Here is an 18,031-nt window from a genome sequence, read left to right on the forward strand (position 1 = left end):
CTACACCGTCAATGCGAAGTTGGGGTTGACGCCGTAGAGCGCCAACGCGGCGGACAGAACAACCACTTGAACCGAGATCAGGGAGAACCGCATGGATCGGCCGACCGCCTCGCCGACCCCGACCGGTCCGCCGCCGGCATTGAACCCGTAGTAGCAGTGGGTCACCATCACGATGCCCGCGATGATGATCGCCTCCAGGAACGACCAGAACACGTCGTCGGGGCGCAGGAAGGTCCGGAAGTAGTGTTCGTAGGTGCCGCTCGACTGCCCGTACAACAGCGTCGTCACGACCTGCGGGGAAAGAAAAGCCATAATCATCGCCAGCGCGTAGAGCGGGATGATCACCACCAGCCCGGCGACCACACGGGTGGAGGTCAAATAGGAAATGGACTTGATCCCCATGACTTCCAGCGCGTCGATTTCCTCGCTGATCCGCATGGCACCCAGCTCGGCGGTGGCACCGGCTCCCACTGTTGCTGCCAGCGAGATTCCGGTCACCACGGGGGCGGCGATTCGCACGTTGATCAGCGCGGAGAAGAACCCCGTGAAGGCCTCGACACCGATGTTGCCCAGCGTGGCAAAGCCCTGGATGGCAATCAGCGAGCTGCCGGACAACGTCACAAAGCCGACGATCGCGGCAGTACCGCCGACGACCGCCATGGCGCCGGTGCCCATCCCGATCTGAGCGATCAGCCGCAGGGTCTCCTTGCGGTAGTAATGAATCGCATGCGGGATCTGCCCCAGGCTGGTCAGGACGAACCACGCGAGCTGGCCGGTCTCGTCCAGCCCCCGGGTCACCGAACCCGCGTACTTGTTGACGTTGGCCGCCGCCCGCGGGAACCGCTGGCGGACTACCGCTGCTGTCGACATCGTTAGTGCCCCGTCCCGAATCGCACACCGATCGTGGTCAAGATGACGTTCACCGCATACAAGGCCACCACGCACAACACCACGGTCTCGTTAACCGCCGTGCCCAGCCCCTTGGAGCCACCGCGCACCGTCAACCCGCGGTAGCAACCGACCAGCCCGGCGATCAACCCGAACGTCGCCGCCTTGACCATCGCGATGATCACCTCCGGCAGACCAGTGATCGTGGTCAGCGTCGCCAGATACGCCCCACCGGACACGTTCTGCAGATACACCCCGAACAGGTAGCCACCAACCAGTCCCACCGTGATCACCAAAGCGTTGAGCAGCGTCGCGACCACGGTCGCCGCGATCACCCGGGGCACCACCAGCCGATGAATCGGGTCGATGCCGAGCACTTCCATCGCGTCGATCTCTTCACGGACGGTGCGCGCACCCAGATCAGCGCAAATCGCCGTCGAACCGGCACCGGCCACCACCAGCACCGTGGTCAAGGGACCGAGCTGGGTGACCGCCGCAATAGCCGCTCCCGCACCCGAGAGGTCGGCGGCGCCGAACTGCGACAGCAGCACGTTGAGCGTGAAGATCAACAACACCGTCAGCGGGATCGACACCATGATCGTCGGCAACAACGCCACCCGCATGATGAACCAGCACTGCAGGACCAACTCGCCCCACTGAAACGGCCGCCGGAACAAAGCCCGCCCGGTCAGCACGCACATCCGGAAGAACCCGCCGATCAAAGTCAGCGGCGACTCGAATCGATCGCGCAGGAATCCGGCCAGATGCGGCCGAGTGGATGTCGTCACGATTGCCCCTTCACATTGGGGCCGCTCGTGTCGCGGCGCCGCGGCGATTGGTGTCGCACGCCTCCTCCTTGCCCCGACCCTAAGTGTGTGACCAACGGCTCCCTACCCGCAGGTAGTAACGGAGACCACAGGAATGTACCCGATGGTTGCCCAGGTGTGTATAGCAACTCAACAATTGACATTCCGTCAGCACCCAGCAAACATATCGACCCCGTCAACTTTCCTCTTTGATGGCAGATTGTGTTGTGGCAGAGCGATTCTCGGAGGCGTCGCCGCCGCCGTAGCGCAAACGCAGTTCGGTTTTGAGCACCTTCCCGGCGGGGTTGCGCGGCAAGGCGTCCACGATCTCGAGCGCCTTGGGGTGCTTGTACCGGGCGAGCCGCTCGGTCAGGTACTCATCTAGCTCTTCGATCCGGAGGTGGCCTTCCGTTACAGCGGCGACGGCGACCGGAACCTCGCCCCACCGCGCGTCGGCCCGGCCGATCACCGCGACCTCGACGATGCGCTCGTGACTGGCCAGAACGTTCTCCACTTCGGCGCAGTAGATGTTCTCCCCGCCGGAGATGATCATGTCCTTCTTCCGGTCGACCACCCAGACGTAGCCCTCGGCGTCCATCCGGACCAGGTCGCCGGAATGGAACCAGCCGCCGGCGAACGCCTCCGCGGTGGCCTCCGGATTGTTCCAGTAGCCACTCATCAATGTCGGTGCGCGGTAGACGATTTCGCCGACCTCGCCGACCGGCACGTCGTTCATGTTGTCATCGACGACGCGGGCGGCGACCGTCGGGATCACCCGGCCGACCGATCCCCGCTTACGGATGGCGTCGTCGCCGAGCAGCATGCAGGTCACCGGCGACATCTCGGTCTGGCCGAACGCGGCCAGGATCTGGGTGCCCGGAAAAATCTCGGACATCTGACGCAGCAACACATCTGGCGCCGGTGCCGCCCCCCATGACATCACTCGCAACCGCAGGTCGCGCGGCCGTGCCTGCTGCTCGGCGCACACCGCCTGCCACTGCGCGGGAACCAGGAATATGCCGGTGACCTTCTCGGCTTCCAGCACGTCGAGGAGCTGGCCGGGTTCGAACGCGCCGAGCGGATAGATCACGGTCGGCAGACCGAGCAGCATCCCGGACAGCATGTTGCCGATGCCGGCGATGTGGAACAGCGGGACACCGATGAAGCCGACGTCGTGATTGAGGTCGACACCGCTGGTGTACAGCATGGTCATGGTCTGGCCGGTGAGGTTGGCGTGGGTGAGCACCGCGCCCTTGGGCCGTCCGGTGGTTCCCGACGTGTACATGATCAGCGCCGGAGAGTCGTTGGGGATGTCCACCGCAGCGGGCATATCGCCCGCCTCATTCATAAGTTCTTCATAGAAGAGGACGTCGTCGGCGGCGGTGTCTCCCGCGACGACAACCGTATCCAGCAGTGGAGCGATGTTCCGCACACCGATGGCCACCGGCGCGAGGACAGCCTCGGTGACCACCACCCGCGCCCCGCTGTCCTCGACCAGGAAGGCGATCTCGGCGGGGGTGAGCCGGAAGTTCAGCGGCACGGCGATCGCGCCCAGCATGTTGGCGGCCAGCACCGACTCGACAAACTCGGGGCGGTTGAGCATCAACACCATCACCCGGTCGCCGGGGCCGACGCCGCGCCGGTTCAGCGCGCCGGCCAGCGCGGTGACGCGACGCGTGAGGTCCGCCCAGGTCAGCGTGCGGCCCAGGAACCGCAGCGCCGGAGCGTCCGGCTGCATCATCGCGTGCCGCTCGAGCTGGTTCACCCAGTTCTGGCGGCGAGCACGATACGGCTGCTCGAGCGCTTCGGTGTGGGCCTGCATCGGTTGGCCGGCCAATTGGGCGGTCAATATGCCTTCCCTTCACTTGCGCACCGCTTGCGTCAGGCTGATATTTGATAAAACATGTGTTGTCTGGGTCACATTAACGGCCGCTGAGGTCGCTAACAAGCCCTCAGCCACGACTTGAGCCAATACCGCAATGCCGCTGAAAGGGCCTGGCAGGCCACGTGAATGCACCTTTATCGGCTACACCTCGACGGCGCCGGCCGATGCGCCGGGCCCAGCTCTCCGATGAGGTCGCCGGGCACCTGCGGACCGCAATCATGTCGGGGACGCTGCGTCCCGGCACCTTCATCCGTCTCGACGAGACCGCCGCACAGCTCGGTGTGAGCATCACGCCGGTGCGCGAGGCCCTGCTGAAGCTGCGCGGCGAGGGCATGGTGCAGCTGGAGCCGCATCGCGGTCACGTGGTGCTGCCGCTGACCCGGCAGGACATCGACGACATCTTCTGGTTGCAGGCGACCATCGCCCGGGAATTGGCCGTCGCCGCCACCGAGCGCATCACCGAACGGGAGCTGGCGGAGCTCGAGCGCATCAACGACCTGTTGGCGACGGCCGTCGGCCATGGCGACACCGAGGCGATCGCCTCGCTGGAGTTCTCCTTCCACCGGGTGTTCAACCAGGCGAGCGGACGGATCAAGCTGTCCTGGTTCCTGCTCAACGCCGCCCGCTACATGCCCGCGCAGCTGTACGCCGCCGATCCGGTGTGGGGTGAGTCCACCGTCGACAACCACCGCCGGTTGATCGCCGCACTGCGCAACCGTGACTCGGTTGCGGTGGTCGAACACACGGTCTGGCAGTTCACCGATGCCGCCCGACGGCTCACCGAGGCGCTGGACCGGACGGGGATCTTCGCCTCGTAGTTGGGTTAGCCGGCCAGTTGCTCGGCGCGCTGCTTGACGTTGGCAGCCAGTTGGTCCAGCACGTTGCCCAACAGCATCTTCACCATGGGCGCGGGTACCGGCATGCTGGGCTCGACGTCGATGTCGACGGTGAGCAGGCTGTTGACGCCGGTGGCCACGACGCTGAAGAGCTGCTCCTGCTTGGCGAACAGGTCCCCCTGCTGCATCACGGTCTGAATCTGGTTCTCACCCGGGTAGTACACCGCGTGGATATAGACGCCTTCGAAACCGTTGACGTTGGTGTCGAGGCGGACCTGGCTGGGGCGGCCGTCGTCGTAGCGCGCGAGGATCCAGGCGCCTTTGACGCCTTCATTCCATTCCGGGTAGCGCTCGATGTCGGAAACGATGCCCATGATGGAGTCTGCGTGGGCGTCGACCTCGACTGTCTTGCTCATAACTGCCATTGGCGAAGCATACGTGCGCCCGCCGGCGCTCAATCAATGACGGCGTTGGACAACAGAGAGCGGATGGCGCCGGGAATCGGTACCGGTCGGCGGCTGCCGCGATCGACGTAAACATGCACCCAGTGCCCCAGTGCGGCGATGGGCACAGGCGCGTCGTCGTTGCCCTGATCCGCCTTGAAGACGCCGAGGCGGTACGTGACGCTGCTGCGGCCCAGCCGGGTCACCGCCAGACCCACCGCGAGACGCTCGGGGAACGCCAGCTCGGCGAAATAGCGACAGCCCGATTCCGCGACGATGCCCAGCTCGGGAATGGTGAGCGGGTCGACGCCGGCTTCGGTGGCGATCCAGGCGTTGATCGCGGTGTCGAACAGTTGGTAGTAGACGGCATTGTTGAGGTGGCCGAACATGTCGTTGTCGGCCCAGCGGGTGAGCACCGGCCACAGCACCGGGAAGTCGGCGCTGGTGAGGCCATCCGGGGCGGCTGGCATTGAGCTCATGGTTGTATTCCAACATGATTCAGATCCGCGGCGCGGTGCTGGAACGTATCGGTGCGCCACGCCCCTATGCGCGGTCGCTGCCCATCAGCATCTCCGATCTCGACCTGCAGGACCCTGGCCCGGGCGAAGTGCTGGTGCGCATCGAGGCGGCGGGGGTGTGCCACTCGGATCTGTCGGTGGTCGACGGCAACCGGGTGCGGCCGGTGCCGATGTTGCTGGGTCACGAAGCGGCGGGCATCGTCGAAGCGCTCGGCGACGACGTGGACGATCTGCGGATCGGTCAGCGGGTGGTGCTGGTGTTCCTGCCCCGGTGCGGCCACTGCCCCGCCTGCGCCACCGACGGCCTGACACCGTGCCAGCCTGGCAGCGCCGCCAACAACGCGGGGACGCTGCTCGGCGGCGGCCTCCGCCTGAGCCGAGACGGCGGCCCTGTGTATCACCATCTCGGTGTCTCGGGGTTCGCGACGCATGCGGTGGTCAATCGGGCCAGTGCTGTTGCCGTGCCCGACGATGTGCCTGCCGACGTGGCCGCGCTGCTCGGGTGTGCGGTGCTGACCGGGGGCGGCGCCGTACTCAATGTCGGCGACCCGCGACCGGGTCAGTCGGTCGCGGTGGTCGGACTCGGCGGCGTGGGGATGGCCGCCGTGATCACCGCGTTGACCTATGCCGGGGTCCGCGTCATCGGCGTCGACCAGGTACCCGAAAAGCTCCGCGCTGCAGAGGCTTTGGGTGCGCACGAGACGTACACTCCGGAGCAGGCCGAGGGTGTCAAGGCGGATGTGGTGGTGGAAGCCGTCGGCCACCCCCGCGCGCTGGAGACCTCGATCGGGCTGACCGCCCCGGGCGGACGCACCGTCACCGTCGGGCTGCCCCGCCCGGACGCCCGGATCAGTGTGTCGCCGCTGGGTTTTGTCGCCGAGGGCAGGGCGCTGATCGGTAGTTACCTCGGGTCGGCGGTGCCCAGTCGCGACATCCCCCGGTTCGTGGCGCTGTGGCAGTCCGGCCGGTTGCCGGTGGAGTCGCTGGTGTCGTCGACGATCGCGTTGGACGACATCAACGAGGCGATGGACCACCTGGCCGACGGTACCGCGGTGCGCCAGCTGATCAGGTTCTGAAGGCCGCCGACAGCGCTGCGCCCTGCAGGGCGAACAGCCGCCGCGACGCTGCCCAGTCGGGAAGCAGCGAGTCGAATCCGTGACAGGCGCCGGAGAATACGTGCAGTTCCGTCGGCACCCCGGCCTGCCGCAGCCGCTGTGCGTACTCCACCGCCTCGTCCCGGAACGGATCGATCTCGGCGCAGGTGATCAGGGCCGGCGCCAGGCCGGCCAGGTTGTCCCGCCGGGCCGGCGCAGCCGCGGGCGACGGTTCTTGCCCGGCCAGGTAGTGCTGCCACATGAGATCAGCCCCTTCGCCGTCGAAAGCAGGCGTACAACGGAATTCGGTTCGCGACGCGGTGGGCCGGTCGTCGAGCACCGGCTGGTGCAGCAGCTGGAAGACCACCGGCGGCAATTCGCCGTCGGCTGCGCCGTGCGCCAGGCACGCGGCCAGCGCGCCACCGGCGCTGCTGCCTGCCACTGCAATCCGGTCCGGATCGATACCCAGCTGAGATACATTGCGCGACAGCCATTCCAGCACGCTCCTGGCATCGTCGAGCGCCGCCGGGAAGGGGTGTTCGGGTGCGAGGCGATAGTCCACCGACACCACCGAACACCGGGCACGGCGGGCCAGTTCCAAGCACTGCCGGTGGTCGGTGTCGAGGTTGCCGAGCGCGAAACCGCCTGCGTGGCAATAGACGACGGCCGGCGCCGGCGCCGTACCGCCGCGGTAGACGCGCACCGGCACCTCACCGGCGACCGCCCGGTCGATGCACACCCCGGCGGTGTCCGGGCGCGCTTCGGAGCGACGCTGGTTCATCGACTCCCGGATCAGGGGTATGGCTTCGGCGGTGAACACCGTTCGGTTGACCGCGACGGCACGTAGCGCCGGGTCGAGGCGCTCGCCGAAACTCACCGGATCTGTAGGCATTGCCCACCGTCGACGACGAGTTCGGACCCGGTGATGAACGACGCCTCTTCGGAGACCAGAAACGCTACCGCATCGGCGATTTCGGCGGGCCGTCCCAGCCGGCCGAACATCGCCACCGCGGCCAGTCGCTGCTGGATGGCGTCATCGAGCATCGGGGTGGCGATCGGACCCGGGAAGACCGCGTTGACGCGGATGCCGGCCGGCGCGAGTTCGGCCGCGGCGGTCTGGGTCAGGCCGCGCAGCGCCCACTTCGCCGAGCCATAGGCGCAATGTTGCGGGAACGGCCTGATCGCTCCGGTGCTGCAGATGTTGACGATCGCTGCGCCTTCGGCCACGCGCAGGTGTTCCAGCGCGGCCTGGATGCCCAGGAATGCGCCCAGACAGTTGACCCGCCAGGAGTTCTCGAAATCCGCGGCGGTCTCGTCGGCCAATGCGGCGCGGTGCAGCACACCGGCGTTGTTCACCAGCGTGGACAGTCCCCCGAATCGCCGGACAGCGGCGCCGACGGCCGCGTCCCAGTGTTGGGCATCGGTGACGTCCATCGGTATCGCCAGCACACCCAACCCGCCTGTTGCAGCGTCGAGTTCGTCGCCCCGCACGTCGCACGCCGCCACCTGGTAGCCCTTGCCGAGAAGTCTCCGCACAATCGCCCCGCCCTGACCCCCTGCGGCGCCCGTGACCAGTGCCACCTTGGTGCTGCTCACTCGGCCGTCGCCTCGCGTAGGTGTTCCGCGGCTCCCCGGCGCAGCGCATGCGATTCGGAGGCGAGGGTGATCATCTGAAAACCCAACTGCGCCAGCCTCTTCCCGGTCAAGCCGTCACTGGCATGGATTCCGGTGACCAGTCCGGCGTCGGTGGCGACCCGGTGGATGCGGCCGATGGCCTGCAGAACGCGGTCGTTGCGCGTCGCCCCCGCCACATCGGTGCCCATCGAAATCGCCAGATCGGCCGGTCCTATGTAGATTCCGGTCAGGCCGTCGACCGCGCAGATGTCCTCGATACCGGAAACCGCTGCGGCCGTTTCGATCATGGCGAAGACGGCGGCCCTGGCCGCCAGCGCGGCGGGGTCGTGGCCGAGGCTCGCCCGCAGCGGGCCGAAGCTGCGAACGCCGGCCGGCGGGTAGCGGGTGGCAGCCACTGCCGCGGCGGCCTGCTCGGCCGACTCGATCATCGCGATGATCACCGCGTCCGCCCCGGCATCGAGCACCCGGCCGATGGGAGCCGGGTCTGCATTGGGCAACCGGACCGCGGTGGCGATCGGGACGTGCTCGAGGTGCCGCAGCATGGCAGCCACCGCAGCATCGTCGAGATAGCCGTGCTGGGCGTCGAATCCGACATAGTCGTAGCCGGCGCGGGCGAACTCCTCAGGCCCGATCAGCGTGGGGCCGGTGACCCAACCACCCCAGAGGGGCGTGCGACCGCCCTGCTGCAGGACGCTCATCCGGCGATCGCAATCTTCACGCGTGCGGGGTCGGGGCGACACGCCAACTCGAATGCCGCTTGCACGTCGTCGACGGCGAAGGTGTGGGTCAAGTAGGTGCCGAGCAGGTCGGGATGCTCGGCGGCGAACTTGCCGGCCAGCTCCAGCATCCGCCGCCGGTCCAGTGTCACACCGGATTTCAGCGTCAGGTTATTGCGCAGCAGGGCGCGCATGTCGATGGGGTACGCGTCGTCGTCGGCGACGCCGAAGTAGAACACGGTGCCACCCGGGGCGGCGGCGCCGATGGCGTGCCCCAGGGTGGCCACCTGATGACCGACCGCCTCGATGACCACGTCCGCCCGGTCGCCGGCCGCGAGCTGACTCACCCACCGGTCACTGGTGGCCCGCACCGAGTCGTCGACACCGTAGGTGCCCGAGAGGTTTTCGCGGTCGACGGGGTCGATCCCAGTGACGCGCCGGGCTCCGGCGGCTTTGGCGACGTAGGAGAACAGCAGCCCGATCGATCCCTGTCCGATGATCGCCACGTGCCGGCCGGTGAGCTCCGGAAGCTGCTCGCAGGCATACAGCACGCAGGCCAGTGGCTGTAGACCGACTGCCTGCGCCGGCGTCAGCGTCGCGTCGTAGGGCGCCAGGCCGTCACCGTCGCTGACGACGTATTGCATCAGGCCGTCGAATCCGGAGGCCCACCCGACGACCAGGTCGCCGGGGCGGTGGTCGGGATGGCGGCTGGCGAGGACTTCGCCGGCGACCTCGTGGATCGGAAAGCCGTCCTTCTCCGCGGCACTGCGACCGTCGTCACCGGGAAGGCGTCCCTTGGCGCCACGGAATCCGGGCAGGTCGCTGCCGCACACCCCGGCGGCCTGAAACCGCAACAGCACCTGACGATCCGCGAGATCCCCGGCCGTCTTGTCCGGTATCGAGGTGCGCTGGAACTCATACGGCGCGACGATCCGGTAGGACCACACCTCAGACCTCCACCGGGATCTTGTTCCAGCCCCATTGGAAGCTGGACGGCAGCCGGGTGGCCCGATCACCGTCGATACTGAATTCCGGCACCCGGCGCAGCCATTCCTCCACCAACACAGCGACTTCCAGTCTGGCCAGATGGTAGCCGATGCAGAAGTGCTGGCCCCGGCCGAACGCGAGGGACCGTTTGATCGGCCGGTCCCAGATGAATTCGTCGGGCTCAGGGTATTCGCGTTCGTCGCGGTTCGCCGAGGCCAGCAGTGTGATCACCCGCTGGCCGGGGTTGATCGTCTGGCCGTGGAGAGTGAAGGGTTTGCGGGCGGTTCGGGCGAACCACTGGGCCGGCGCGCAGTACCGGATCATCTCCTCGCGCGCGATCGGCACGGAGGCGGCCGGGTCGGCGCGCACCGCTTTCATCTGCGCGGGTCGCCGGCTGAGCTCCCACAGGCCGTGTGCCACGATCTTCGGCACGGTTTCGGTTCCGCCGATGAAGATGCACAGCATCTGGGTGGCGACTTCGACGTCGTTGAGCGCACTGCCGTCCGGCAGCCGATAGCCGAGCAGTCCGTCGACAACGGGCAACGCGCCGGCTCCGCCCGCACGCTGGCGCTGCACCACCGGCACCAGGAACTGCAGATAGTTGGGCCGGGCCTCGGCGGTGTCGACACCCTCGCCCGGCTCGGCCAGGCTGCCCGCGTTCACCGCGGCCAGTACCTGTGCAGCGAGATCGGTTGATATACCCAGTAAGTCGCACACCATTGAGGCGGCGACGATGCCGCCATAGTCCTGGGTGAGGTCGAACGAGCCTTGCCCCAACAGCAGGTCGAGCCGTTCGTTGGCCAGCTCGCGAATCCGCGCCTGCAGTGCGGTGACCGAGCGGGGCCGCAACGGCTGGGAGTGGGCGCGGCGGATCTCGCCGTAGAGGTCCGTGTCAAACACCGCGTGAAACGGCAACGGGTGCAGCGGTGGATCGGCGACCGGGCCGGTATTGTGCTGCGCCAGAACCGATGCCGGTGGCAGCGTCCCTTCCGATGCGACGAAGGTGCCGTCGTTGACTTCGAGCACCTGCCAGATGTCGTCGAACCGTGACAGCGCGAAGGTGTCCCACTGCGGCAAGTAGTAAACAGGGTGCTCGTCGCGCAGGATGCGGTAGTAGGGCAGCGGATCCGCCATCACCTTCGCGTCGAAGGGATCGTAGGAGAAGCTGCGGGTCACTGCAGTGGCGACGGAGGTAGCGCCTGCAGAATGGAGTCTTCCCAACCGTCACGCAGGGCAGGCGCCACGCTCATCCAGGTGACGATCTCCGCGGGCGGGCTGTCCTTCCAGGACGGGTAGTGGTTGGCGAAGCACTCCCAGCCGCCCTCGAGCGCCCAGTAGTGGATCACTTCGTTGAACCGGAAGGTGGTGGTGAAGGACCCGAGCCAGTGCTTGCCGGTGCTCTCCGACCAGGGTACGTAGAGCCGCTCCAGCTCGCGGATGTAGTCGTCTTGCCGGCCGGGCTTGGTCTGCATGATCTCCTGAATCACCAGGGACGCATCGAAATTGGCTTCTCGCAGCGCGGCCAGGCTCCTGTTGCTGGGTCCGGCGTACATGATCCGGCCCTCCCCCGAGGCGCCCATGTCGCTCAGATACGCGGACCATTTGCCGGCGGTCGCCTCGTGACTTCCACCGCGGGCCTGCGCGGCGCCGATCCTGGCGTAGTCCGCGAATGCGTCGATCTCCCAGATGATGGTCACCTGCGGCCAGTGACCGTTGTACGGGGTGGTTTCCCAGATCGAGTACAACCGGGCGCCGAGTTCTTCCATCATCGGCTGATAGGTGTCGACAAACACTTCGGTGAAGTCCCCGCCGCGCCCGGACCCCAGGTTGATCGTTTCGTGCAGATACAGCAGCGTGTGGCGATGGTACTTCTTCATGCTGTTGGGCTAGCCCAGCCAAGCCGAGTCGGTCACCAGGGTTTCAGTGGAATCTATTGACTCATAGGACATTCCGACCGCACGAAGCGCCTGGGCCTTGAACGCCCGGGCTGCGGCGGTCAGCGTGTAGCGGGTCCTGGTGAGGCCGCGGTCCGCACCGAGAGGCCAGCCTTCGCCCCACAGCGCGACTTCAGTCAACCGGCTGGCTACCGCCTTGCGCACCAGCGCGCGAACGCGCTCGTCGGCCGCGAATGCCTTCACGCTGACGGCCAGGCCCTGGCCCATCGGTCCGGATACGTCGAAGTCCGCGTCCAGCACCCGAAGTCCCAGCACTCGCAGCGGGCGGGTGTCGCACCCGTGCGGCAACAGCACGTTCACCTGCCAACCGGCCATCACCCGGTCATACAGCCAGCCGCCGGCGCCGTGAACGACGTCGTCGGTGCCGACGGCGATGACGTCGAGGCGGTGACGCAGCACCTGGCCGTCGGGCCGGGCCCGTTGGGTCGTGCCCCTACCCGGATGAATATCGAACGTTGGAGTAACCATCGATCCGTTCCTAATGCCACGCCCCCCGCAAATGGCGTGGCTCGTCGCGCTTGCCATGGGCCGTCACCAAGCGTGACACTTTGGCTTAGTTTTGTAAAGCTTCGCTGCGCGTTCAGGGCCGCCGGCGGGCGTCGAGTTCGGCCAGAACCTCATCGGTGTGCTGGCCGAGTTGCGGTGCCACAGAACGCGGTGAACTGGGCGTTCCGTGGAAATCGGCAGGGGTGGCCACCATCGGTACGATCGCGTCTCCGTCCGGCACATCGACGATGCCGCCAGCGGCGTGGAATTGTTCGTCGGCCACGATGTCCTCGAGCGTGTTGATCGGCGACCAGAAGAAATCCGGTTCGGCGGCGAACAGGTCCGCCCATTCGTCCAGCGACTTGGTCGCGAAGATCTCATCCAGTGCGGCGATCAGCTGGACCGCGTTCGCCGCGCGCCCGCGCGCGTCGGCATAGCGCGGGTCGCTCAGCCAGTCGGTGCGGCCCACCACCCGGCAGAGGGCCGGCCAGTGGCGGTTCACTTCCAGTCCGACGATCCAGAACCGTCGGCCGTCGCCGGCGGCATAGTTGTTCATGCACGGGTTGGCCATGCTGGCGCGTTCCCCGATCGCGATCGGCTGTCCGGTGAGCAGGTATGTGTTCAGATCGAAGCTCACCGTGTAGGCACCCTGGCGGTAGAGCGACGTTGACACCAGTTGCCCGGCACCGGTGCGCTCGCGGGCCAGCAGTGCCGCACAGACGGCGCCGGCCAGGGTCATGCCCGCGGAGTGATCGCCCATGCCGCCGCGCTGGAACGGCGGTGTGTCACCGGGCCGGGTGAGCAGATGGGCGATCCCGCCCCGCGACCAGAACGCCGCGACGTCGTAGGCGGCGCGGTCGGCATCCGGCCCGGTTTCGCCGTACCCGGTGATCAGGCCGTACACCAGGCGGGGGTGATCGGCGGCGAGCGTGTGGTAATCCAGTCCCAGCCTTTTCAGCGCGCCGGGCCGCACATTGGTGATGAAAACATCTGCGTCCGAGAGCAATTCGAGCGCCGTGCGCCGGCCGCTGTCGGTGGTCAGGTCCAGCACCACGCTGCGCTTGGACCGGTTGTCCATCTCGAACGGCGGGTTCACCCCGAGGTCGCAGCCCAGCATCCGGCCGAACATCCGGCCGGGGTCTCCCGTCGGCGGTTCGATCTTGATGACATCGGCGCCCCAGTCGGCGAGGATTGCGGCCGCCGCCGGCCCGGCAACCCAGACTCCGAGTTCGACGACCTTGATGCCCTGCACTGGTCCCGCCATGACTGGGACCTTAATCACCCCGCATTCATCACCAATTGCCCGAGGCTCAGGATGCCCGAGTTGGCGGTCCCCGTGTTGAACATGCCCGAGTTGAACCCGCTCAGCACGCCTGCCGGGAACGGGCCCACGGCGCCGGTGACAGCGGTGTTGAAGAAGCCCGAGCTGACGCCCGATGACTGCAGCGCCGCGACGATCGTGTTGAAGAAGCCGGATACTCCGTGACCGGCGTCCCCGCCGTTGTTGCCGAACCCCGAGATTCCGGCACCGGTGTTGCCGAACCCTGAGTTGGCGACGGCGCCGATGCCGACGTCACCCGCATCGGTGTCGATACCGAAGCCGGTGTTCACATTGCCTGCATTCCCGAAGCCGGTGTTGACGTGGCCGGAATTGCCGAAGCCCGTATTGGTCTCACCCGAGTTCCAGAACCCCGTGTTGAGGTTGTTGCCGTTCCAGCCGCCGGTATTGATCGAGCCCGCGTTACCCCAGCCGGTGTTGAGCAGACCCGAATTGAAGAACCCGACGTTGCCCGCGCCGGCGTTGCCGAAGCCGAGACTGCCGGTCCCTGAGTTTCCGAATCCGAAGCTGTTGATATGGCCCGGATAAACGGTATTGGTGCCCGAGCTGAAGATCCCGATGTTGCCGCTACCGGAATTGAAGAAGCCGATGTTGTGGTCACCCGAATTGAACAGGCCGATGTTGCCGTTGGCGAACAGCCCGGCCAGGTCGATGCCCACCCGGCCGTTGCCGACCAGTCCGATCCCGATGTTGCCATTGCCACTGTTGCCGAAGCCGAAGTTTCCGACGCCGGTGTTTCCGGCTCCCACATTGCCGTTGCCGGTGTTCCCGCCGCCGATGTTTCCGTTACCGAGATTCCCCAGACCGACATTGTCGCTACCGGTGTTACCCATGCCCACGTTGTTGTTGCCGGCGGTCGTTTGAAAAGTGAAGAGGTTCGGATTGGACAGGTCGGTGGGGCCGCCGTTGCCGAAGCCGATGTTCCTGTTGCCGAAATTGCCGAAGCCGATGTTCTTGTTGCCGTTGTTGCCACCACCGACGTTGAAGCTGCCATTGTTGCCGCCGCCGATGTTGTAGTTGCCCGACTGTGGCGGCACCAGTTCGGTGTTGTCGGTGCCGCTGTTGCCGATGCCGATGTTTCCGGTGCCGGTGTTGCCGTGTCCTATGTTCGCGTTGCCCCTGTTGCCGATCCCCAGGCTGGGCAGGTTCTGCAGGAACCGTTGCAGATCAATGGGCAACTGCGCCGCCGCGGCCGATGCGCCTGCGTAATAGCCCGTCATCGCTTCGACGTCCGCGGCCCACATCTGCTCGTAACGCCCTTCGGCGGCCATGATCGCCGGCGCGTTGAGCCCAAGCCAGTTGGACCTGATCAGCTGGACGAAAGAATTTCGGTTGGCCGCCACTGCCAGCGGATGGATTGTCGCGGCCCGGGCGGCCTCGAACACATCGGCCACCGCCCTGGCCTGTTCGGCCGCACCTGCCGCCTGGGCGCATGCCGTCCTCAAGAAATCCGCATAGGGCGCGGCCGCCGCGGTCATCGCTGCCGCTGCCGCTCCCCGCCAGGAGCTACCGGTCAGGTCGGCGGTCACCGTCGAGAAGGACGATGCCGCCGTTCCCAACTCCGTTGCCAGACCGTCCCAAGCCGCCGCCGCATTCAGCATCGGCGCCGACCCCGCGCCGCTGAACATCAGCAGAGAATTGATTTCCGGCGGAAAGGTAACGAAGTTTGCCACGATTGACCCCCTTGTCAGGCGGAACTCTCGAGTACCCGCAGAGGACGGTACGCCTGCGCCCGCGTCAATAAAGCCTTTTCGTACGAAAGGCTAGGCAGCGTGCAGGTCGATCACGGTGATGCCGAGGGCGTCCTCCATTTCGCTGATATGGGTGACGGTGTAGATCGGTGGGGCGGTGGATCGGTAGCGCGCTTTGGTGGGGGTTTGGTGTTCGGTGGTGTGGTGGCCGTTGTGGTGGTGGGCGGTGACGGTCCAGCCGGGTGTTTCTTTGGTGTAGTTGCAGCGTTCGCAGAGGCCTTGTCCGTTGGTGGCGGTGGTGGGTCCGCCGTGTTTGACCGGTTGGATGTGGTCGCGGTGGCGGATGGGGGCGTCGCAGTAGGGGGTGCGGCAGGTTTGGTCGCGCAGGTTGATGAAGGCGGCCAGGGCGCGGGGGAAGGCTCGGGCGCGCGATTCCATGGCTACCAGGGCGCCGGTTTGGGGGTTGGCGTAGAGGCGGCGCAGGGTGGCCAGGGCGTGGTGATCGGCCAGCGCGGCGTTGAGCCATGTGCGGGCCACCTCGGCGGGGATGGGGCCGTAGCCTTCGAGCAGGGCGGCGTCGTTGGCGCCGCCGAGCAGGGCCCGGTCGGAGATGACGACGTTGAGGGCGATCGGTGCGGGGGTGGTGGCGGGGGTGGCGGTGAGGCGTTCGAAGGCGGTGTCGGCCATGACTTGGCCGCGGGTGCGGTGGTCGACGGTGGTGTCGGCGGCGCGGCGTAGTGCGGCGTAGATCCCGACTCCTTGGGCCACGGGCAGCAGGATGCTGACCCAGGTCATGGTGTCGGGGGCGGGGCGGATGGTGACGGTGCGGTCCTGGGGAGCTTTGGCGGCGCGCTCGACGACGGCGCGGGCGTCGCGGCGGTAGGCGATTGTTTTGGCTGCGGCGATGATCCGTTTGTCCCCGAGGCCGTGCAGTGCGGTGGTGTCGGCGCACAGTTCGCGGTCCAGTGCGCGGCGGTCTTCGAGGTCCAGGCAGGCCGATTCGCGCACGATGAGGGTGGCCCGCCATTCCGAGAGCACCCCGTGTTCCAGTGCGGCCAGGGTGTGGGGCATCTCGTGGACGAGGGCTTTGGCGAACCCGAGGTGCCGTCCCCCGCGGGCCGGGGAGTCGTGGCGGGCCAGCGCGACTTCGCTGGCCACTCCGCGGCCCCGCTGGGCCGCGGGGACCCCGGCGGCGGATTCTGCGGCGCGCCGGGCGGTGTCCAGGGCGGCGGCGGCGCGGGCCTGTCCGGCGGCGGCGGCGGATTTGAGTTGCTCCAGCGCCTCGATGCGCGCGACGAGTTCGGCTTCGGTGGCATCGGGGTCCAGCTGCGAGAACTGCACGAAGTCGAACACATGTTCGATAGTACCACGATCTACTGACTCAAACTTTCTGGCAGGGTCGCGTGTTTGTGGATAACCGACCGCGGCCGGAACTGAAAGGTTGAAGGGCATGGTGCGGTCGAGACGGACGAAGATCCCTGCCGAGGAAAAGGCCCGGCTGGTGCTGGCGGTGCTGGCCAACGAGATGACCTGCGCTGAGGCTGCACGCCGCTGCGGGGTCACGACGGTGACGATGACGAAATGGAAGCACCAGTTCCTGGCCGCCGGTGCGGAGCGACTCGAGGAAGTGCCCAGCGGCCCACCGGGGTCGCGAGGCACTCCGGAACAGCGCCGACTGCAGATGGAAAACGAGCAACTCAAACTGGCGCTGGCCGAAGCGACGGTGCAATTGCGGATCTGGCAGCGGGGCGCGGCATTTGCCGATCACGTCCCTTCCAAGACCTCGAAGCCCTAAGAGAAGCAGCGGGACTGCCGGTTTCGAGGTTCAGTACCCTAGCCGCCATCCCGGAGCGGACCTACCGGCGGCGCCTGGCGCGGCTGCGTCACGGTGATCCCGTCAAGGGGCCCTGGCCAGCCCCGGTAGTTGACCGCATCGAGTCCCTGGCCGCCAAGTACGCCGAAGCCTGGCCGGCCTGGGGCTACCGCAAGATCGCCGCCATGATGCGCAGCGACGGCCACCGCGTCACCAACTCCTCAGTGGCACGAGCCCTGCGCCGGCGCGGGCTGCTGCTGCCGCAGGGGTTTCGCGCTGACCGGAAATCATGGGCGGTGCTGCGCCGCAAAGTGTTCCGTGATCCGCCCACCGAACGCAACCGGGTCTGGCAGACCGATTTCTCCGAGTTCGAAACCACCAACGGCGGCATCTGGCGCATCTGCGCCGTCATCGACTACGCCACCAAATACTGCCTCGCCCTCACCGTCACCCCCACCGGCCGCGGCACCGATGCACTGCACTGCCTACAGCTGGCCATCACCGAGGCCCAACGACTGCTCGACCTGCACGACCTGCGCACCGACCGCGGACTCATGGACATCCTCGACGCCGAAGACACCGTCATCGGCCAAGCACCAGCCCCCATCGCCGTCGTCTCCGACAACGGCCCCTGCTTCCGCGGGAAAGTCTTCCAAACCGCCTTCGCCGGTGACGACCCACTGCTACGACACGTCAGAACCCGAGTGAAATCCCCACAAACCAACGGCGTCATCGAACGCTTCTTCGGCACCCTCAAATACGAACACCTCTACCGCGGCTACATCGGCGACGGCGACGCCCTCGACATGGAATCCCACCGATTCCGCCTCATCTATAACACCATCCGACCCCACCAGGCCCTGCACGACCAAACCCCAAAACAGGCTTACCTGGACAAACAAAACCTGCCAGATACTTGACACAAGACAACGATGCGGG

At 66.8% G+C, this 18,031-nt stretch carries 19 protein-coding genes; 4 read left to right on the forward strand and 15 right to left on the reverse strand.

Translation table 11 applies throughout. The annotated features are described in order from the left end of the window. The 3 genes from QXK92_RS17475 to fadD5 all read right to left on the reverse strand — a co-directional run bounded on the left by QXK92_RS17475 (window position 1) and on the right by fadD5 (window position 3,543). Window positions 1–870 (reverse strand): ABC transporter permease, encoded by an 870-nt coding sequence (locus QXK92_RS17475; protein WP_306243245.1) that lies wholly within the window; start codon window positions 868–870, stop codon window positions 1–3. A gap of 2 nt (window positions 871–872) precedes the next feature. Continuing rightward, window positions 873–1,676 (reverse strand): ABC transporter permease, encoded by an 804-nt coding sequence (locus QXK92_RS17480; RefSeq protein ID WP_306243247.1) that lies wholly within the window; start codon window positions 1,674–1,676, stop codon window positions 873–875. 214 nt (window positions 1,677–1,890) lie between these two features. After that, on the reverse strand, window positions 1,891–3,543 hold the full coding sequence (gene fadD5 / locus QXK92_RS17485; protein WP_306243249.1) for a fatty-acid--CoA ligase FadD5: 1,653 nt from the start codon (window positions 3,541–3,543) through the stop codon (window positions 1,891–1,893). A 158-nt stretch (window positions 3,544–3,701) separates the two neighbouring features. On the opposite strand from fadD5, the gene QXK92_RS17490 reads away from it, so the two are divergent. Next, window positions 3,702–4,397: a GntR family transcriptional regulator gene (locus QXK92_RS17490; RefSeq protein ID WP_371934522.1), complete on the forward strand. Its 696-nt coding sequence runs from the start codon at window positions 3,702–3,704 to the stop codon at window positions 4,395–4,397. A gap of 5 nt (window positions 4,398–4,402) precedes the next feature. On the opposite strand, the gene QXK92_RS17495 is transcribed toward QXK92_RS17490, so the two are convergent. Both QXK92_RS17495 and QXK92_RS17500 read right to left on the reverse strand, forming a co-directional pair. Continuing rightward, window positions 4,403–4,840, reverse strand: a complete 438-nt coding sequence (locus QXK92_RS17495) for an SRPBCC family protein (RefSeq protein WP_306243253.1) — start codon at window positions 4,838–4,840, stop codon at window positions 4,403–4,405. Window positions 4,841–4,869: 29 nt separating this feature from the next. Then, entirely contained in the window at window positions 4,870–5,337 is a 468-nt protein-coding gene (locus tag QXK92_RS17500; RefSeq protein ID WP_306243256.1) for a thioesterase family protein, read from the reverse strand. Window positions 5,338–5,351: 14 nt separating this feature from the next. On the opposite strand from QXK92_RS17500, the gene QXK92_RS17505 reads away from it, so the two are divergent. After that, a complete protein-coding gene (locus tag QXK92_RS17505) occupies window positions 5,352–6,452 on the forward strand; it encodes an alcohol dehydrogenase catalytic domain-containing protein (RefSeq protein WP_306243257.1) in 1,101 nt (366 codons plus the stop codon). On the opposite strand, the gene QXK92_RS17510 is transcribed toward QXK92_RS17505, so the two are convergent. The 10 genes from QXK92_RS17510 to QXK92_RS17555 form a co-directional block, all read right to left on the reverse strand. After that, on the reverse strand, window positions 6,442–7,362 hold the full coding sequence (locus QXK92_RS17510) for an alpha/beta hydrolase (RefSeq protein WP_306243259.1): 921 nt from the start codon (window positions 7,360–7,362) through the stop codon (window positions 6,442–6,444). The two genes, QXK92_RS17505 and QXK92_RS17510, sit on opposite strands and share 11 nt — an antisense overlap. Beyond that, window positions 7,344–8,066 (reverse strand): SDR family NAD(P)-dependent oxidoreductase, encoded by a 723-nt coding sequence (locus QXK92_RS17515; protein ID WP_306243260.1) that lies wholly within the window; start codon window positions 8,064–8,066, stop codon window positions 7,344–7,346. The genes QXK92_RS17510 and QXK92_RS17515 overlap by 19 nt, the downstream gene beginning before the upstream one ends. Beyond that, complete coding sequence (locus QXK92_RS17520) at window positions 8,063–8,803, reverse strand: HpcH/HpaI aldolase/citrate lyase family protein (protein ID WP_306243261.1); 741 nt, start codon at window positions 8,801–8,803, stop codon at window positions 8,063–8,065. Before QXK92_RS17520 ends, QXK92_RS17515 begins: the two co-directional genes overlap by 4 nt. Continuing rightward, entirely contained in the window at window positions 8,800–9,768 is a 969-nt protein-coding gene (locus tag QXK92_RS17525) for a zinc-binding dehydrogenase (protein ID WP_306243263.1), read from the reverse strand. Before QXK92_RS17525 ends, QXK92_RS17520 begins: the two co-directional genes overlap by 4 nt. Window position 9,769: 1 nt before the next feature. Then, complete coding sequence (locus tag QXK92_RS17530) at window positions 9,770–10,942, reverse strand: cytochrome P450 (protein ID WP_306244505.1); 1,173 nt, start codon at window positions 10,940–10,942, stop codon at window positions 9,770–9,772. Between the two features lie 38 nt (window positions 10,943–10,980). Then, window positions 10,981–11,685, reverse strand: coding sequence for an NIPSNAP family protein (locus tag QXK92_RS17535; protein WP_306243265.1), 705 nt, complete (start codon window positions 11,683–11,685; stop codon window positions 10,981–10,983). Window positions 11,686–11,694: 9 nt separating this feature from the next. Next, window positions 11,695–12,231 carry a hypothetical protein gene (locus tag QXK92_RS17540; protein ID WP_306243266.1) on the reverse strand — a complete coding sequence of 179 codons (537 nt, stop codon included), beginning with the start codon at window positions 12,229–12,231 and terminating at the stop codon, window positions 11,695–11,697. Between the two features lie 112 nt (window positions 12,232–12,343). Beyond that, on the reverse strand, window positions 12,344–13,513 hold the full coding sequence (locus QXK92_RS17545; RefSeq protein WP_306243268.1) for a CaiB/BaiF CoA-transferase family protein: 1,170 nt from the start codon (window positions 13,511–13,513) through the stop codon (window positions 12,344–12,346). Window positions 13,514–13,527: 14 nt separating this feature from the next. After that, window positions 13,528–15,261, reverse strand: a complete 1,734-nt coding sequence (locus QXK92_RS17550) for a PPE family protein (protein ID WP_306243270.1) — start codon at window positions 15,259–15,261, stop codon at window positions 13,528–13,530. 90 nt (window positions 15,262–15,351) lie between these two features. Beyond that, window positions 15,352–16,632 (reverse strand): HNH endonuclease signature motif containing protein, encoded by a 1,281-nt coding sequence (locus tag QXK92_RS17555; RefSeq protein WP_306243272.1) that lies wholly within the window; start codon window positions 16,630–16,632, stop codon window positions 15,352–15,354. Window positions 16,633–16,729: 97 nt separating this feature from the next. Between QXK92_RS17555 and QXK92_RS17560 the strand changes: the two genes are divergently transcribed. Both QXK92_RS17560 and QXK92_RS17565 read left to right on the forward strand, forming a co-directional pair. Beyond that, entirely contained in the window at window positions 16,730–17,074 is a 345-nt protein-coding gene (locus QXK92_RS17560) for a transposase (RefSeq protein ID WP_306243274.1), read from the forward strand. 203 nt (window positions 17,075–17,277) lie between these two features. Continuing rightward, window positions 17,278–18,012, forward strand: coding sequence for an integrase core domain-containing protein (locus QXK92_RS17565; RefSeq protein ID WP_306243276.1), 735 nt, complete (start codon window positions 17,278–17,280; stop codon window positions 18,010–18,012). Window positions 18,013–18,031: the final 19 nt, after the last annotated feature.

The sequence above is a fragment of the Mycobacterium sp. TY815 genome (assembly GCF_030755135.1).
Taxonomy (GTDB): Bacteria; Actinomycetota; Actinomycetes; order Mycobacteriales; family Mycobacteriaceae; genus Mycobacterium.

Bases quoted from the DNA above. Each gene is read 5' to 3' on its own strand.
- QXK92_RS17475 (WP_306243245.1), bottom strand. From the start codon at position 870: ATGTCGACAGCAGCGGTAGTCCGCCAGCGGTTCCCGCGGGCGGCGGCC.
- QXK92_RS17495 (WP_306243253.1), bottom strand. From the start codon at position 4,840: ATGGCAGTTATGAGCAAGACAGTCGAGGTCGACGCCCACGCAGACTCC.
- QXK92_RS17500 (WP_306243256.1), bottom strand. From the start codon at position 5,337: ATGAGCTCAATGCCAGCCGCCCCGGATGGCCTCACCAGCGCCGACTTC.
- QXK92_RS17505 (WP_306243257.1), top strand. From the start codon at position 5,352: ATGATTCAGATCCGCGGCGCGGTGCTGGAACGTATCGGTGCGCCACGC.
- QXK92_RS17510 (WP_306243259.1), bottom strand. From the start codon at position 7,362: ATGCCTACAGATCCGGTGAGTTTCGGCGAGCGCCTCGACCCGGCGCTA.
- QXK92_RS17520 (WP_306243261.1), bottom strand. From the start codon at position 8,803: ATGAGCGTCCTGCAGCAGGGCGGTCGCACGCCCCTCTGGGGTGGTTGG.
- QXK92_RS17530 (WP_306244505.1), bottom strand. From the start codon at position 10,942: ATGGCGGATCCGCTGCCCTACTACCGCATCCTGCGCGACGAGCACCCT.
- QXK92_RS17535 (WP_306243265.1), bottom strand. From the start codon at position 11,685: ATGAAGAAGTACCATCGCCACACGCTGCTGTATCTGCACGAAACGATC.
- QXK92_RS17540 (WP_306243266.1), bottom strand. From the start codon at position 12,231: ATGGTTACTCCAACGTTCGATATTCATCCGGGTAGGGGCACGACCCAA.
- QXK92_RS17545 (WP_306243268.1), bottom strand. From the start codon at position 13,513: ATGGCGGGACCAGTGCAGGGCATCAAGGTCGTCGAACTCGGAGTCTGG.
- QXK92_RS17560 (WP_306243274.1), top strand. From the start codon at position 16,730: ATGGTGCGGTCGAGACGGACGAAGATCCCTGCCGAGGAAAAGGCCCGG.
- QXK92_RS17565 (WP_306243276.1), top strand. From the start codon at position 17,278: ATGATGCGCAGCGACGGCCACCGCGTCACCAACTCCTCAGTGGCACGA.